Origin of the sequence: Arthrobacter sp. S39, assembly GCF_004320525.1 — a bacterium.
Lineage (GTDB): Bacteria > Actinomycetota > Actinomycetes > Actinomycetales > Micrococcaceae > Arthrobacter.
In genome coordinates this window covers 136,800-152,987 of sequence record NZ_SIHX01000002.1, presented here as the reverse complement: position 1 = coordinate 152,987, position 16,188 = coordinate 136,800, and the positions used below count along the sequence as shown (strand labels likewise).

Annotated in this window: 12 protein-coding genes; 8 read left to right on the top strand and 4 right to left on the bottom strand. The window is 60.0% G+C overall.

Going from position 1 to position 16,188, the window contains the following annotated elements; genetic code table 11:
- Positions 1 to 20: 20 nt before the first annotated feature.
- The 3 genes from gnd to dnaA all read right to left on the bottom strand — a co-directional run bounded on the left by gnd (position 21) and on the right by dnaA (position 4,103).
- On the bottom strand, positions 21 to 905 hold the full coding sequence (gnd, locus tag EYS21_RS04630) for a phosphogluconate dehydrogenase (NAD(+)-dependent, decarboxylating) (RefSeq protein ID WP_131132036.1): 885 nt from the start codon (positions 903 to 905) through the stop codon (positions 21 to 23).
- A 125-nt stretch (positions 906 to 1,030) separates the two neighbouring features.
- Entirely contained in the window at positions 1,031 to 2,155 is a 1,125-nt protein-coding gene (gene dnaN / locus EYS21_RS04625; RefSeq protein WP_131132035.1) for a DNA polymerase III subunit beta, read from the bottom strand.
- 526 nt (positions 2,156 to 2,681) lie between these two features.
- Positions 2,682 to 4,103, bottom strand: coding sequence for a chromosomal replication initiator protein DnaA (gene dnaA, locus EYS21_RS04620; protein WP_131132034.1), 1,422 nt, complete (start codon positions 4,101 to 4,103; stop codon positions 2,682 to 2,684).
- 470 nt (positions 4,104 to 4,573) lie between these two features.
- Between dnaA and rpmH the strand changes: the two genes are divergently transcribed.
- From rpmH to EYS21_RS04580, 8 genes are all read left to right on the top strand, one after another.
- On the top strand, positions 4,574 to 4,711 hold the full coding sequence (gene rpmH / locus EYS21_RS04615) for a 50S ribosomal protein L34 (protein WP_003800212.1): 138 nt from the start codon (positions 4,574 to 4,576) through the stop codon (positions 4,709 to 4,711).
- A gap of 40 nt (positions 4,712 to 4,751) precedes the next feature.
- Positions 4,752 to 5,162 (top strand): ribonuclease P protein component, encoded by a 411-nt coding sequence (rnpA, locus tag EYS21_RS04610; RefSeq protein WP_131132033.1) that lies wholly within the window; start codon positions 4,752 to 4,754, stop codon positions 5,160 to 5,162.
- Positions 5,155 to 5,550, top strand: coding sequence for a membrane protein insertion efficiency factor YidD (gene yidD, locus EYS21_RS04605; protein ID WP_207307679.1), 396 nt, complete (start codon positions 5,155 to 5,157; stop codon positions 5,548 to 5,550). The genes rnpA and yidD overlap by 8 nt, the downstream gene beginning before the upstream one ends.
- A 16-nt stretch (positions 5,551 to 5,566) precedes the next feature.
- Complete coding sequence (gene yidC, locus EYS21_RS04600; protein WP_131132031.1) at positions 5,567 to 6,538, top strand: membrane protein insertase YidC; 972 nt, start codon at positions 5,567 to 5,569, stop codon at positions 6,536 to 6,538.
- Positions 6,538 to 7,101 carry a R3H domain-containing nucleic acid-binding protein gene (locus EYS21_RS04595; RefSeq protein WP_131132030.1) on the top strand — a complete coding sequence of 188 codons (564 nt, stop codon included), beginning with the start codon at positions 6,538 to 6,540 and terminating at the stop codon, positions 7,099 to 7,101. The genes yidC and EYS21_RS04595 overlap by 1 nt, the downstream gene beginning before the upstream one ends.
- 21 nt (positions 7,102 to 7,122) lie before the next feature.
- Entirely contained in the window at positions 7,123 to 7,773 is a 651-nt protein-coding gene (rsmG, locus tag EYS21_RS04590; protein WP_131132029.1) for a 16S rRNA (guanine(527)-N(7))-methyltransferase RsmG, read from the top strand.
- Between the two features lie 89 nt (positions 7,774 to 7,862).
- Positions 7,863 to 8,930 (top strand): ParA family protein, encoded by a 1,068-nt coding sequence (locus EYS21_RS04585; RefSeq protein ID WP_278184713.1) that lies wholly within the window; start codon positions 7,863 to 7,865, stop codon positions 8,928 to 8,930.
- Between the two features lie 66 nt (positions 8,931 to 8,996).
- Positions 8,997 to 10,268 carry a ParB/RepB/Spo0J family partition protein gene (locus EYS21_RS04580; RefSeq protein WP_131132028.1) on the top strand — a complete coding sequence of 424 codons (1,272 nt, stop codon included), beginning with the start codon at positions 8,997 to 8,999 and terminating at the stop codon, positions 10,266 to 10,268.
- Positions 10,269 to 15,834: 5,566 nt separating this feature from the next.
- Here the strand turns inward: EYS21_RS04580 and trxA are convergent.
- Entirely contained in the window at positions 15,835 to 16,161 is a 327-nt protein-coding gene (gene trxA, locus EYS21_RS04575; RefSeq protein ID WP_131132027.1) for a thioredoxin, read from the bottom strand.
- Between the last annotated feature and the right edge of the window lie 27 nt (positions 16,162 to 16,188).

The window sequence follows — 16,188 nt, the reverse complement described above, 5'->3', positions numbered from 1 at the left end:
GCAGGTCCCGGGGATTGGTGCTACTTGGCAGGGCGGGTGGCATGCCCGCCGAACTGGTGGCGCAGCGCGGAAACCATCTTCATGGCAGGGGAATTGTCTTCCCGCGAGGAGAAGCGGGCAAAAAGTGCCGCCGTGATGGCGGGAGCCGGCACCGCGTTGGCGATCGCTTCTTCCACGGTCCAGCGGCCTTCGCCGGAATCCTCGACGTAGTCGTCGATGGTGGCCAGGCCGGGATCTTCGTCAAGTGCCTTCACCATCAGGTCCAGAAGCCAGGACCGGACAACCGTTCCCTTTTGCCAGGCACGGAAGGTGCCGGGAAGATCGTTGACGATGTCCTTGGCAGCGAGCAGTTCGTAGCCTTCGGCGTAGGCCTGCATCAGGCCGTATTCGATGCCGTTGTGGACCATCTTGGCGTAGTGTCCGGCACCGACTCCGCCTACGTGCACAAAGCTGTCGGCCCGTTCACCTTCCGGGCGAAGGGCATCGAAGACGGGGAGGGCGCGTTCAATATCGTCTGCCTCGCCGCCGGCCATCAGGCCGTAACCGTTCTGGAGGCCCCACACACCGCCGGATACACCGCAGTCGGCGAACCGGATGCCGTTTGCGGCCAGCGCGGCACCGTGTTTCTGGTCCTCGGTGAACCGTGAGTTGCCGCCGTCGATCACCAGGTCACCGGCGTCGAGCTTGTTCCCGAGCTCCGTGATGACCGCATCCGTGATGTCGCCGGACGGGACCATGACCCAGATGAGGCGCGGCGCCGGAACGGCGGCGATCAGTTCGTCCATCGAGGAGACATCGGTGATGTCCGGGTTGCGGTCGAAACCCGTGACCTCGATTCCACCCTTGCGCAGGCGTTCGCGCATGTTGAAACCCATTTTGCCAAGGCCGATCAGTCCGATATGCACGGTGGAACTCTTTTCTGCGCTGGGTGTCGGTTGTCGTTTTGGGGCCCAGAACGACTACCGACTGTCTGGGCCCACGCCGCCAGGGTTCCCTGGCCGAGCTTGCGAGGCGAGGGTGGCGGTGGGGACTAGTTGGGGAGGCGGACTGGCATGACCAGGTAGCGGTAGTCGTCCTGGTCTTCGCCATCGATATCAGCCTGGGCGGTGATCATCGCTGGTTTGGGCGCGGTGGTGAAGGAGAACCGGACGTATTTGGTTTCAATGACGCTCAGCCCTTCCACGAGATAGTGCGGGTTGAACGCCACAGTGATGTCCTCACCGGACAGCTGTGCTTCAAGCTCTTCGGAGGCCTGGGCATCCTCGCCGGTGCCGGCGTCCAGGTGCAGCTGTCCGTCGGTGAACGCGAGACGGACGGGGGTGTTGCGCTCGGCAACCAGCGACACACGGCGCACAGCCTCAACCAGCTCCTGCGTCTGCACGGTGGCGTGGATCGGGGTGCTGTCGGGGAACAGCGAACGGATCTTGGGGTAGTCGCCGTCCACCAGCAGCGAGGTGGTGGTGCGGCCGCCGCTTTCAAAACCGATCAGGCGGCTGTCGTCATCGGCCAGGGCAAGATTGATGTCGCCGCTGTTGCCCAGGGTCTTGGCTACCTCGTTGAGGGTCTTGGCCTTGACCAGGGCGCTGGTGGAAATGCCGGGAGTGACGGGCTTCCAGGGCACTTCACGCATGGCCAGCCGGTACCTGTCAGTGGCCAGGAGGGTGATGAGGTCGTCCTCGATTTCCATCCTGACGCCGGTCAGGATGGGCAGCGTGTCGTCCTTGCTGGCGGCGATGATCACCTGGGAAACGGCCTGTGCGAAGGCGTCCCCTGGGACGGTGCCGCTGATGGTGGGCAATGCCGGCAGGGGCGGGTACTCGGCTTCGGGCATGGTGGCCAGGTGGAAACTGCTGCGGCGGCAGGTGAGCGTGACTTTGTTGCCGTCCGTTTCGACTTCCACGGGTGCTGAAGGCAGGCTGCGGCAGATGTCGGCCAGGAGACGGCCCGACACCAGGATGGTTCCTTCGACGGCGATATCAGCCGGGATTTCAAGCCGTGCCGAGGTCTCGTAGTCAAAGCTCGACAGGCTTACGGTGCCGGCTTCAGCCTTGAGGAGCAGACCGGAAAGGACCGGTACGGGCGGCCGCGGAGACAACGACCGGGCTGTCCAGGTGACGGCTTCTGCCAGGACGTCCCGATCGACTCTGAACTTCACGGAAGGGTGCCGCCTTTCATTGCTGCTGCCATGTCTGAACCGGAAACTCCATCGTGGAGTTCCAAAAGTGGGTGCCCCAAACTCCTGAACCTGCATGGTTCGTGCTTGCTGAACCACAAAGAAACCCAGGGATGGGAGCGCTGCTGACAGCTTAGCCGGAAGATCCGGGATTAACCCATCCCCGGCAAGGATCCAGGCCCTCCGGGGCCGCCGGCCCCTGGCAGGTTCATCGTGCGGATCGAGATTGTTGTTTGAGGGAATTCAATTTTTTGGGATTAGTAGTGTTAATAACTGCTGTGGAAACTGTGGATAACCCTGTTTCGCCGCAGGATCCGGCGGTTAAGCCCTGTTCATGGACTGTGGGCGACGCAGGTTTTAAACAGGGTGTGGATGGGGATAAGAATTTTGGCGGTTTCGCTGATCCACAGGCGGCTTAAGGGTTTTAAGCCCATTAACCGCACTTGTCCCCTTAACTGTCCACAGGGTTATCCACATGCACCTGTTAATAAGGTATAGAGGCGGCGGGTCAGGAGTCGCGCTGCTGCTGCTTGATCCGGTTTGTGAGCTCCGTGACCTGGTTGTAGATCACACGGCGCTCGGCCATCAGCTCGCGGATCTTGCGGTCCGCGTGGATCACCGTGGTGTGGTCGCGGCCGCCAAGCTCCTGGCCGATCTTGGGAAGCGACATGTCCGTGAGTTCACGGCAGAGGTACATGGCGATCTGGCGGGCGGTCACCAGTGTCCGGGTGCGTGACTTGCTGCAGAGTTCTTCCATGCTGAGCTTGAAGTACTCAGCCGTCTGCGTGAGGATCTGGCTGGAGGTGATCTCCTGGGCGCCGTCGTCGGTGATGAGGTCCTTGAGGACCATCTCGGCCAGGGCCACGTCCACGGGCTGGCGGTTCAGGCTGGCGAATGCCGTGACCCGGATGAGGGCGCCTTCAAGCTCGCGGATGTTGCTGGAGATCTTGGACGCGATGTATTCCAGGGCGTCGTCCGGTGCCGAGAGGCCTTCGCTGAGGGCCTTCTTCCGGAGAATGGCGATGCGGGTCTCCAGTTCCGGCGGCTGGATGTCGGTGAGCAGGCCCCACTCAAAGCGTGATTTCATCCGGTCCTCGAAGCCCGCCAGGAGCTTGGGCGGCTGGTCCGAGGTGATCACAACCTGCTTGTTGTTGTTGTGCAGGGAATTGAACGTATGGAAGAACTCCTCCAGCGTCCGGTCCTTGCCGGCCAGGAACTGGATGTCGTCGATCAGCAGCACATCAACATTGCGGTACGTGGTCTTGAAGCTGGCGCCTTCGTCGTCGCGGATGGAGTTGATGAAGTCGTTGGTGAATTCCTCGGAGTTCACGTACCGGACCCGGATGCCACTGTAGAGGCGGCGGGCATAGTGGCCGATGGCGTGCAGGAGGTGGGTTTTTCCCAGACCGGAGTCGCCGTAGATGAAGAGCGGGTTGTACGCCTTGGCGGGAGCTTCGGCCACTGCCACCGCGGCCGCGTGGGCAAACCGGTTGGAGGAGCCAATGACGAAGGTGTCGAAGACGTATTTGGGGTTCAGCCGGCCGAATTCGTGGGAGGTGCTCGGCAGCATGGGCTGCGGCTTCTGCTCGATCAGCTGGTCCGAAGTGAAGGACGGTTCGACGACGAGCTCCGGCTCTTCATGGATGGGCACCAGATCGGTGTCAACATCGATGGCACAGCGGATGTCCTCGGAGAAAACGTTGTGCAGGGCGTCGTCCAGCGCGTCCTTGACCTGCGTCTGCAGGACCTCGCGGGTGAGTTCGTTGGGGACAGCCACCAGGAGGGTGGAACCGATCAGGCCCTGGGCCTGGGCCAGGATGACGAAGCCCCGCTGCCTGGGTGTTACGCGGTCGTCCTGTTCCAGCAGGCTGACAACGCGCCGCCAGGAACTTCCGACAGTATTGGCGTGGTTGGCTTCGTCTACTGTCATCAATCAGTTCCTCAAAACTTGCTTTGCCTGCATTACCTGCAGCCCCAAGTCCGGAACCAGGATGCTGGTCCAGCTTCATCCACAGGGTTATGCACAGTCCGTGGATAATCGGCTACTGAGCCACTCTAGGGGATCAAAACGCTAGAAGATAGCTGGGAAGTAGCTTGTGGATAATTACACCGTTGTGGTTCCGAAACCGGGCCTGTGAGGCACTTCATCCACAGGCCGGTGGGGACGGTTAACCACAGCTGGGGACAAGGACCGCGTGCCGTCCCGGTTTGACTCAGGGGCTTAATTTGCCCTAACGTTGTGAAGTCCTTTGTGTCCGCTTTTTGGCCCCATCTGAATCTCTCAAACGCACCGCGTTCGAGCAGCCGGGGGAAGCGAGTGCACATACAAAACTTAGCGTCGGCCAGTTCTTCCCCTTTTTGATCGGGTGGGCGCACCTTTGATCCACTGGAGTAACTAACGTGAGCAAGCGGACTTTTCAGCCGAATAACCGCCGTCGAGCCAAGAAGCACGGCTTCCGCCTTCGTATGCGTACCCGTGCCGGCCGTGCCATCCTGGCAGCCCGTCGTGGCAAGGGCCGCACCGAACTGTCGGCCTAAATAACTGACTCGTCGGTTTACATTTCTTTGCGAGTTTAAGGTGCTGGCCACCCGTAACCGTTTGAGGACTGCATCCGATTTTTCAACAACCGTACGTTCCGGTGTCCGCAATGGACGCCGGAACGTAGTGTTATATGCGGCAGCTATTGCTGCCGACGAACCCAGCCGGATCGGGTTCATCGTTTCCAAAGGTGTCGGGAACGCTGTGGTCAGGAACCTCGTTAAGAGGAGACTGAGGGAAGCCGGTGCTGCCTCGCTGCGCGAGTACGGTACCGGGTTCGCCATAGTGGTCCGGGCTCTGCCTGCGTCCGCGGCCGCGAGCTGGGATCAGTTGTCGGCAGACTATAACGCCGCGCTGGAATCGACCATGAGCCGGTTGGGCAGCCGCCTTCCGCGGGCTGCTGTTATCGGTTCAACCGGCACAACACAGGAAGGGACACAGCGTGCATAACGTGACTGCCGCCGTCGTCCATTCCCTACAGCCTGTTGCCGTCACCCTGGGCAAGGCCGTCTGGAACCTGCCCCGCAACATCCTCATTCTGCTGCTTATGGCCTACCGCAAGGTGATTTCCCCCTTGTACGGCCAGGTATGCCGCTTTTTCCCTTCATGCTCGGCGTACGCCCTTGAAGCGATCACCGTCCATGGTGCCGTCAAGGGGAGCTGGCTTGCCGTCCGCCGCCTCGCGCGCTGCCACCCATGGAATGCCGGCGGTGTGGACCATGTCCCCGCCGGCCACCGGGAATGGCCTGAAAACCGGACCCCCACAATTGTTGTGCTGAACAACCCGGACAAGTACCTGGCTGCTCAGACTGATGGAGAAGGCCGTCTTGCGGCCTGACGAGTAGGGATATCGTATGGACTTCTTTGAAACAATCATGTTTCCGTTCAAGTGGCTGGTTTCGGTCATTATGGTGGGCTTCCATGACGGCCTGAGCGCTATTGGCCTGCCTGCCGCCAACGGTTGGACATGGACGCTGTCCATCATCGGGCTGGTGCTGGTCATCCGTGCCGCCCTGATTCCCGTGTTCGTCAAGCAGATCAAGGCCCAGCGCGGCATGCAGCTGCTGCAGCCGGACCTGAAGAAGCTCCAGGACAAGTACAAGGGCAAGACCGACCAGCTGTCCCGCCAGGCCATGGCGCAGGAACAGATGGCCATGTACAAGAAGCACGGGACCAACCCGTTCTCGGCCTGCCTGCCCATGCTGATCCAGATGCCGTTCTTCTTTGCTTTGTTCCAGGTGCTTTCCGGTATCACTGCCGCGAAGGACCAGGGCAAGGGCATCGGTGCCATGAGCCATGAGCAGGTGGTTCAGTTCGACTCCTCGAGCATCTTCGGCGCTCCGCTGTCGGCAGCACTTTTGCACGGCGGCGCGGGCAACGTTGCCGTGGTGGTGCTTTCGATCGTGATGATCCTCGCCATGACGGCGTCGCAGTTCATCACCCAGAAGCAGATCATGGCAAAGAACATGTCCGAAGAAGCCATGGCCAGCCCGTTCATGCGCCAGCAGAAGATGATGCTCTATATCCTCCCCGTCGTGTTCGGCGTTGGCGGCATCAACTTCCCCATCGGTGTGCTGATCTACTGGACCACCACCAACCTTTGGACTATGGCGCAGCAGTTCTTCGTCATCCGCCGCATGCCGACGCCCGGATCCCCCGCCGCAAAGGCGCTGGCCGAACGCCGTGCCGCCAAGGGCCTGCCGGTCCTCCCTATTCTGGGAGGCAAGAAGGCGGACGCGGAAGCAGAAGCCGCCGCTGCCGCGGCAATCATCGAGGCCAAGGGCCAGCGCAACCAGCCCCAGCGTAAGAACAGGAAGAAGAAGTAATGTCAGCCGAGAGCACCGAACACGCCCTTTCCGACGAGGTCACCGAAGACCGCGACGAGTCCGTGAGTGATGCCACTTCCACGAAGGGATCGGCTGCCAGCCGCCTCGAGGAAGAAGGCGATGTTGCCGCCGACTACCTGGAAGAACTCCTGGACATCGCCGACATCGATGGCGACATTGATATCGAAGTCCGCAACGGACGCACCTATATCTCCATTGTGGCCGAAGAAGAATCGGACAGCCTGGACAGCCTCGTGGGCGAAGACGGTGAGGTACTGGAGGCGCTTCAGGAACTGACGCGGCTTTCGGTCCTCTCCGCAACGGAGAACCGATCACGGCTGGTGCTGGACATCAACGGCTACCGCCAGGAGCGTGCCGGTCACCTCCAGAAAATTGCCGAGGATGCAGCTGCCTCGGTCAAGGAGACCGGCAAGGCCGTGGCCCTCGAACCGATGAGCGCCTACGAACGCAAAATCGTCCACGACGCCGTTGCTGACCTTGGTCTGGTCAGTGAGTCCGAAGGTGAAGGCGCCGGCCGCCACATCGTTGTATCCGCTGACTAGAGAATTGCTGAACAGCTAATCATGGTTGACATCACGGCAGCTGAACTGCTGGCGGCGGAGAAGATCTTCGGTGACCGCCTCGACCTCGCCAAGCGCTATGTTGAGCACCTGGCCACCTCCGGGACCGAACGCGGGCTCATCGGCCCGCGTGAAATTCCCCGGCTGTGGAGCAGGCACGTACTGAACTGCGCCGTCATTGAAAGCGAAATCGCCCACGGAAGCCACGTTGCCGACGTCGGAAGCGGCGCCGGTCTCCCCGGACTGTGTCTCGCCATCGCGCGCCCCGACCTGGAACTTACCCTGATTGAGCCTCTCGAACGCAGGGTGATCTGGCTCCAGGAAGTAGTGGATGACCTGGGTCTCAGCAACGTCACCGTCATGCGGTCCCGTGCGGAGCTCGCCGTGGGGCATGTGAACGCCGATGTGGTGACGGCCCGCGCTGTGTCAGCGCTGAGCAACCTGGCAGGGCTCACCATCCCCTTGCTCGGCGGCAAAGGCGAAGTTGTGGCGATTAAGGGCCGCAGCGCAGGCGAGGAAATTGAAAAAGCTGCCAAGGTCATCAGGAAACTCGGCGGTGTGCAGACGTCCGTCGTTACCGTGGGTGAGCATCTCCTGGAAGAGCCCACCACCGTGGTCCGCATCGTTGTAAATAAGTCCCAAAAGATTGCCTAGCGCCGGGCCCCGGTAACCTTGGTCTACACGGCGAAGCGGTTAGGCTAGACAACGGCAGCAAAAAGCTGAACGAGAGTGAGTGTGTCCCAGTGACCAGTAGCGAAGCCTCCACACAACGGATCCCCCCGTTTGTGTCTTTGGGGTCAGCACGATCAGTTGCTGGACCGGGACTTGTACCGGGCCGGGGCGGAATACACCCGAATCCGGTTGCAGACCTGGTGACCATGTCTGCTGTTTCACGTGAAACATCCGTCTCGGGTAGAACTAACGTTTTCGACTCCATGGACGATTCCAGTCCGATTGCGCGCGAGCTTGCGCATGAGACGAAGCGCAGGGAGCGCCTCCTGGGCCGCGAACTGCCCAAGCCTGAGAAGACCCGGATCTTCACGGTGTCGAACCAAAAGGGTGGAGTGGGCAAGACCACCACCACTGTGAACATTGCAGCAGCCCTGGCTGCGGCAGGCCTGAACGTCCTGGTCATCGACATCGATCCGCAGGGCAATGCCTCCACCGCACTCGGCGTTGAACACCACGCCGACGTGGACAGCATCTATGACGTCCTGATCAACGATTTTCCACTCGCCGACGTCGTGGCGCCGTGCCCGGATATCAACAACCTGATCTGCGCCCCTGCCACCATCCACCTTGCAGGCGCGGAAATTGAGCTTGTCTCCCTGGTGGCCCGCGAGCAGCGCCTCCGCCGGGCCATTGATGTGTATTCCAAGACCCGGGCGAAGAACGGCGAAGAGCGCCTGGACTACATCTTCATTGACTGCCCGCCCAGCCTCGGATTGCTCACGGTAAATGCCTTCTGCGCTGCCGGCGAGGTACTGATCCCTATTCAGTGCGAGTATTACGCCCTTGAGGGCCTCAGCCAGCTGCTTAAGAACATTGAGATGATCCAAAAGCACCTGAATGCTGACCTGGAAGTCTCCACCATTCTCCTGACCATGTACGACGGACGGACCAACCTGGCTGCCCAAGTGGCTGCCGAAGTCCGCCAGCACTTCCCGGACCAGGTACTTGGTGCAGTGGTGCCACGCTCGGTCCGGATTTCGGAAGCGCCAAGCTACCAGCAGACCGTGATGACTTACGATCCTTCCTCCAGTGGAGCCCTGTCTTACCTGGAAGCCGCAGCTGAAATTGCTGAGCGCTAGAATCTTCGAAAACTGCAACAACCGGAGCCGGACTTTGCCCAGCTCTACCACTGGAGGGATTTATCCATGAGCGAAAAGCGACGGGGCTTAGGCCGCGGTCTTGGCGCACTCATTCCAAGTTCCGCCTCTGGCAATGCGTCGGGCAACGGGGCTGCAGTGTCGCGTCCCGTGGATCTCTTCTTTCCGGAGGGCCGCAAGAAGGTCACCTCGGTTGAGGATGACTCTGACCGGGTTGTGTCTGACAAGCCGTCTGATGTAGCCGCGCCTGCTGCCGCGGCATCCAAGACTGATACTTCCTCTGAAACCAAGGCACCGGCCGTTTCCAAGACCGCGCCCAAAGTAACTGCGCAAACCTCAGCTAAGACTGAGGACAAGCCTGCAGCTTCGAAGACGCCGGCAAAGCCACGGGCTGCCGCCACGAAGACTTCCTCCGGCGCTGAGGAAGCTGCGGCAGAGGAAGCCCCGACTGTAGCTGCGGTGGACACTGCCCCGGTCGACAACGGTGTTGACCTTGTAGAAGTACCCGGTGCTCGGTTCGCCGAAATTCCGGTGATGGACATCCACCCGAACCGCAAGCAGCCGCGTTCAGTCTTCGATGAAGACGACATGGCGGAGCTGATCCACTCTGTTCGTGAAATAGGCGTCCTCCAGCCAATTGTGGTCCGTACATCAACCGAAACCGGTGGTGAACCCTACGAGCTCGTCATGGGTGAGCGCAGGTGGAGGGCAGTCCAGGCTGCTGGACTGGAAACCATCCCCGCGATCGTCCGCGACACCACTGATGACGACCTCCTGCGCGACGCGTTGCTGGAAAACCTGCACCGCAGCCAGCTGAACCCGCTGGAAGAGGCGGCGGCCTACCAGCAGCTCCTGGAAGATTTCGGCACCACCCACGAGCAGCTTGCTGACCGCATTGGCCGGTCGCGTCCCCAGGTATCCAATACGTTGCGACTCCTTAAGCTGCCGCCGCTTGTACAGCGACGGGTGGCCGCAAGTGTTTTGTCAGCAGGCCACGCGCGTGCGTTGCTGGCACTGCCCGACGCTGCCGCGATGGAACGCTTGGCTCAGAAGATCGTGGCCGAGGGTATGTCGGTCCGGGCCACTGAAGAAGCAGTCACGCTGTACCAGGATCCGACGAAACCGGCCAAGAACAACATCCCGCGTCCAGGGGCCCGCCATGAACGGCTGGATTACCTGGCCTCGTCGCTCTCCGACCGTCTGGATACAAACGTCAAGATCTCGCTGGGCGTTCGCAAGGGACGGGTCAGCATTGAGTTTGCCAGCGTCGAGGACCTGAACAGGATTATGGAAGTCCTGGCTCCCGGTCAGGATAACTAAAAGAGATTCACAAAGAGGGGCCTGTTTCACGTGAAACAGGCCCCTCTTTATTTGTCTGCTTGTCTTCCCACGCACCGCCCGCAGTGGATCGTAGTGCGAGGTTCAGCGGCCGAACGGTACTTGTGCTGTCCCTTGTAGCTGACATACAACTCGGTTGATGGGGCGAAACTAGAAACCGTCGATGTAAACCCTTCGTTGATCGACTGAGTGGAAGGCAGGTTCGCTTTCGTGCAGCAGTGGGTCGCCCACTCATGTATCTCGGCGGATGTCTCTGAAACGGACTCTTAGCGGGAGTTCGGCACTCTCTGGACCTGCACTTTGGGGGCCATCCCTTCGGTGCCTTTGGAACCCGTTCAGGAGAAACGAACGATTTGAGCGGACCTTAGGCGCCAGCCGCTCGGCCGACTCCGCAGGATCAAACGATGGTCTCATCCAGCGCCAGGACGGACGGGAGCCCGACAGCAGGTGTGTCCCGGGCATACTGCACTTTTCGCCTGGTTGGACGTTCGTCGGGTTCTTGCAAATGAGTCGATGGTGCCATTCCCCCTGCACAATCGATGTCACTGCAGGCGTACGTCGAGCACTAGCTGGTCGAGATATTGTTCCACGTGAAACAATCCCAGTTCGCCCCGATGTTGGGAGGCGCTGCGGCCTCGGCCATTCGGGGTATCGTCCACTAAAGTCCTGGCAGGAAACCGCCTTTGTGTGGCGGCGATACAGTCCCCCGCCCCGCTGCCGTCTTGGCCAAAGATCCGCGTGAGAGGTCATTCGGTGGCGGACTTTGACCACTACGCCTTCCAGTGAACGTTTCACGTGAAACACTCCGGAGCTCTCATCGCATAAACGTCCGGCTCAGCCTTAGCTGTAATCGGTAATCCGGGGAGGTGAGGGAAAACTGACTGCCCCGAAATGTCGCATGTCTTGTCTGGCAGGGTTTGCCAAGCGGCTTCATTTCCATGTGGCTACAGCGCGAAGTAGTTCATTTTACCCACCAGGGATCTGTTCCTTTATTGCGCAGATCGACGGATGTTTCACGTGAAACAGAGCATTCCCAGCCGCCACTCGTGTAGGTCTGGCACGAAACAGCAAAGAGGGCAGGCAAGCCAACTGGGCATTCCGTGCCGGAAGCCCGCACTCCTCATCGCTTGTGTAACCACGATTTGCTGTCGGAGCCCGTCCTCGGTCTGTTGGGTGTCCACAGGCTTCGTCAGTTTCGGTCCTCGGCGTTCAATGGCGCTGAAGCTTTGAGACGGCTGGGAGGCTGCCAGACCGTAGAGAGGCTGTATGCCTCCCTGGGGATGGTCGCCCATCGCCGCCCACTCAGAGGCCCGCCCCTGGCCAGGCAGAGGACGCTGTGGCGCTGAGGAATGGTTCCAGGGGCTTCGCTCCCTGTTGGAGGTCCGAAGCAATGGCTACCAAATCGACAGGGAGCGCATCGTCAGATCACCGGTGCTCCGAAGTCCCATTCCAGGCCTCGCTGAGATCTCCATGGAGCTACGACCAGACCACCTTCATCTCTGGTCACCCCCACGTGCATTGCGGTGACAGTTAGCCCCTGCTCGACTCGTGCATGTCGATGCATCGTCCTGACCAGCTCGATAACCACGGCACCCACTACCTTAGGCTGGGTACCGGGGATGCGTTACTCATTCCGGAAAGTTCGCTTCAAAAGACTGGGTCAAGACTCGGGACGTTCTGAAGAACGAGGGATCATGCTTTGGCCCTCGACATAGATCCGGGTGAGGCGGTAACCGTGCCTGGACTCGGGTGGGCACTCTGTCGGGACGAGGCCCCGTTGCTTCCGTGGGGATTATTGAGAACCAAGTCCATTCTTCATTGGGGACGGCGCTTCCGGCGCTCCCCCATTCTGGTCGTCGCCGGCATGTCGGTTTCTGGGCGATGCCTTGCAGGCCACGACGCTCGCTCCCGAGAGAGCCACTCTGGGGTCGGGATGCAGGAGCCCAGATGCGGGTGTCGTGGGGCAGGACGCAACAGACAACATGGCGCTGGTCCAGCCCGCCTATCGAATCGGACATGAGACGAGCAGTGGTTTGGGGAAAGTTGGGTTCGTGTGGCTGTCCCCCGGCCACGTCTGTCTGCCAACTGTGCGACGCACTATGCATCAGGTCTTGAACCTTCCGCCACATCGTCTGGTCCGACCTCACGTCCTGACTCGCAGTGCTCAGCAGGTAGGAAGAGCCAAGTGCACTGTGGTTCACCGCAATCATCATGGGGGTTGAATGCTCGGGGCAAACACGATGACGGACACGTGCACGCGGCCTTGCCGGGGGATTTTGGCGACACAAAATATGTGCCGTCCTCGACCTGGTATCTACCGAGTCGATGAGCCATCTAGCCTGAGTGAACGTGGTTCAGGCTACGTTCCATGGGCCGCTGATAACAGTTCCGGGGGTATGTACCTGTGCATTGACCGGTGGATATCGCTGTGGATAACTTTGTGGACAAAGGTCGGCCAAGAGCATCTGATGGGCCCAAACTCCAACCGTCCCCCACCGCCGTCTGGAGCGCAATGCAGTGTGGCAGTGAGGCTGGCGATGCCGTGTTTCACGTGAAACAGATCACGATAGCCGCAGTCAGGACGACTTAGCGCAAGATTCCACTCTTTAGGCTGATTTTCATCCCGTAGGAAGTCCCCTGGCAACATGAAACGGTGACGTAGGCGCACTCCGCCGGCGTCGACATGATCCACGGCAAGTGGTCGGCCTTGCGTGATCCGGCACCCGACTGGGCTGTGATTAATTCCTCACGAAACGGAGTGTGCATAAGGCTGTGGATATTGGTGTGGATAACTTCTGGGGATAAGTTGGCAGGCTGTTGACAAACTAGCCCGTGCTCCCAGCGAGGGATCCATTTCGTGCAGCAATTTCCAGGAGAAATCTCCTCGGCCGCACCATCCCACGATGGCTGGTTTTTTCATTGCGAGTGCTGGGCGCACAGGTCCGGAGCGAACTCGTCGGCTGCTTCGGTGGTTCGCGATGGAGTCGAACGCGGCATGGACCCTCAATGAACGACGCACTAAGGTGACAGCCGGCCCCAACAAAGTCGGGTGCGAGCCGGGGGTTGGCGTGAAATGGTCGACGCTTGGCTGCCTGCTTTTGGGATTCCTTGCCACGACCACCGCTGACTCTCTGAGTCGCTTGGGACGGCCTCGGTGAGTATCGCGAGTCCCCTAACATGGCGGCTGGCGCCATTCGTCGGGCACGCAGACTGTTCTGGACGGGAGTGAAGGACCATTCCTAAGGACGAGCGAACGTGCCAGGGTCGGAACCGTCGTTGGCGGCTACCAATAGCTGCGTCCTGTTCCCGTTGGTGAACCGCGGCTTTATTGATAATCCGCCTGTCGTCGGCGTCGGTATCCTGTAAGGCAGTCGGCACATCTGCGGTTGTTGCTATCCGGCTCTTGGGCTGGCTCGTCATGTTTCACGTGAAACATGACGACGGTCCTCTACTCGCTCGCCATCAGTGGATGGGGTCGAAGACTCTGTACTGGGCCAGACGACCTGGCTGGAATGTCCAGGGCTGTGCTGCGCTTCCCCAGAGTCGGGCAACAAGTGCTCCGCCGGGCTTTTGGGGATGCGTCCAGAGACCCCGGCATTCCGACAGGCCCTCACTCTGAGCTCGTCAATATCGGCGTTGCTTGGTACACGCCAGTGAGGTGCATGGCCGCTCGCCAGCGCCACCCGCCCTTTGTGTAAGCTCATGGATCGGATGTTATTCTGCTAGGCCGGATGCTGCTCTTCTGGTCCGCATCCCCGCATATCCGCCCTCCACTTCCGGATCTACGGTTGGACGCCTGCTGGGTCGTCAGTGTTTCACGTGAAACGAAGCAGTCAGAATCTTGTGTTTTCCCGTGCCGAACCGCGGGGTCGGACTAATCAACGGATCGCCGGCTAGCCGTCACTGTGGTTTACCTTTCCAACGGTTCCCGGAGCCATGGAAAAAGGATCAGGCAAGGAACGTACGGGTCGCCAGTCAGTTCTCCTAGGTTTTGGGAGTCGCCTATCCACTTCAGTCCACCCTTGCATGGTGCAGGTGAAGGCGGGTGGATTTGGTCGTCATATTAGATTTTGCTACGCCCTTCTTCCGTATGGTGCTTTCGCCCTGGATGCCCGGTACGTCCGGCCGCATCGGTCGGATGGCGTGTGGTAGAAGCCGGGCTCCACTCGGGATTGCGAGGTCCCCGCTAGGGTGCACCCTTACCGACGATGACGTTCATGCTCAAGTCCGGGAGGACGCTGCCAGGGATTAGACGGAAATTGTGGTCAAGGAGGCCAGGATCCTGATCGACGGGTTACTGTGGGTTGCGCGGGTGGCGTGTGTTCGCATGCGCTGGGCGAGTCAGGTTGAGATGGTGGCGTTCATTCAGCTGCATTCCGTGGGGTACGGCACGCCGGTTGTTTGACGTCGATTTTGAACAGAGGTGCAGAAGATGTGCCTGCAGTGTTCTCCTTCGAGGTCCGGCTCGTGCCCGACTCAGACCGTATTGTCCCCTAACGCACTGAATTCTTGGTAGATCAGTTTGCACAGGGTGATTTCCACCATGGATGTTTAGGCAACCGCAGAGCCAAAGTTTGATGGACATTCATTTCCTCGGCTCTGGCCCATATTGCTCTTTGGTTTCACGTGAAACATGACACCAAGCGCCGGTACATCCGACTCTATGCCTGTTCCACGAGCAGCTGGGTCTATGTTTCACGTGAAACAGAGCAGTTCGGAAGCTCCGGGTTGCTCGAGGCCAGCCGCGCTTGTTCGAATGTGCCGACCAGTCTTCTGCCGGGAGTGGACACCATGTGTCGGTTTCCCGGCGCATTTCCGGACCCTAGGCTCTACGCAGCGAGGATTGGGAGACGTCCTGCATAGAGAGAAAAATCGTGACGGAGCATATCGAGCGGACCACCTATGGTCAGTCCGAAATGCAGTATCGGGAGGATCCGAAGGATCGGCCAGCAAACAGCGTTTCTGTTGACCGGGCCAGCAAGTGTGTGAGCCTGTAGCCGGGGCCAAGCGGCTAGCCACCGGATTTATCAAGCCGATAATGTGAACGCCGGCAGCCTGTGCACCGGCACCACTTCAGGCCGGCGGGCGGAGCCACCTCTACGGAAGCCATCGCTGCGGAAGGCGGGGATCCATGAGCACCCAGGCTGGCACCGTGGAATGATCGGATGCGGTTTGAGCGAAGACCGTGTCGGGGCGCACCTTTCTCATTGACTACAGCGTCTGCTTCATTTGAGGATTCTGGTGAGAGGGAGATGTTTCACGTGAAACACCACGTCCAGAGGGACACCGCAGGGGCGCAAACAGATTTTGCGCAGTCGGACCTCACGGAATCATGCCTTGTTGGCCTTGGAGCACCCAGGTGGCTTCCGGTAGCAAAGAGAACAGGTACGGAACCAAAATTGTTCGTTTTTTGCTGCTTAGGGTCGGCGTGAACACCCACCCGTCGCAGCCAAGCGCTGTAGTCATGGCTTAAAACACGAATGGCCACCGCTAGGAAGCGGTGGCCATTCGGCAGGCGGCTGAGCACAAGCCCAGTCCCCCAAAATGACTAGGACAGGACGTCCGCAAATTCCTTTTCGAAGAACTGCTTGGGCTTGGCGCCGATGACCGTGTTCTTGACCTGGCCGTCCTGGAACAGGTAGACCGCGGGAATGGACGTGATGCCATACTCGGCAGCGATGGCCGGATTGTCGTCGACGTTGACCTTGACGACGTTGACCTTCTCGCTGTATTCAACCGAGATCTCGTCGAGGATCGGACCGAGCTTGCGGCAGGGGCCGCACCACTCTGCCCAGAAGTCCACGATGACCGGCTTGTCCGCCGACAGGACGTCCGTGCCGAAACTTGCGTCAGTTACGTCTTTTGCGTTGCTCATAACCTTGTCTCTCTCTTCGAAGGGTGG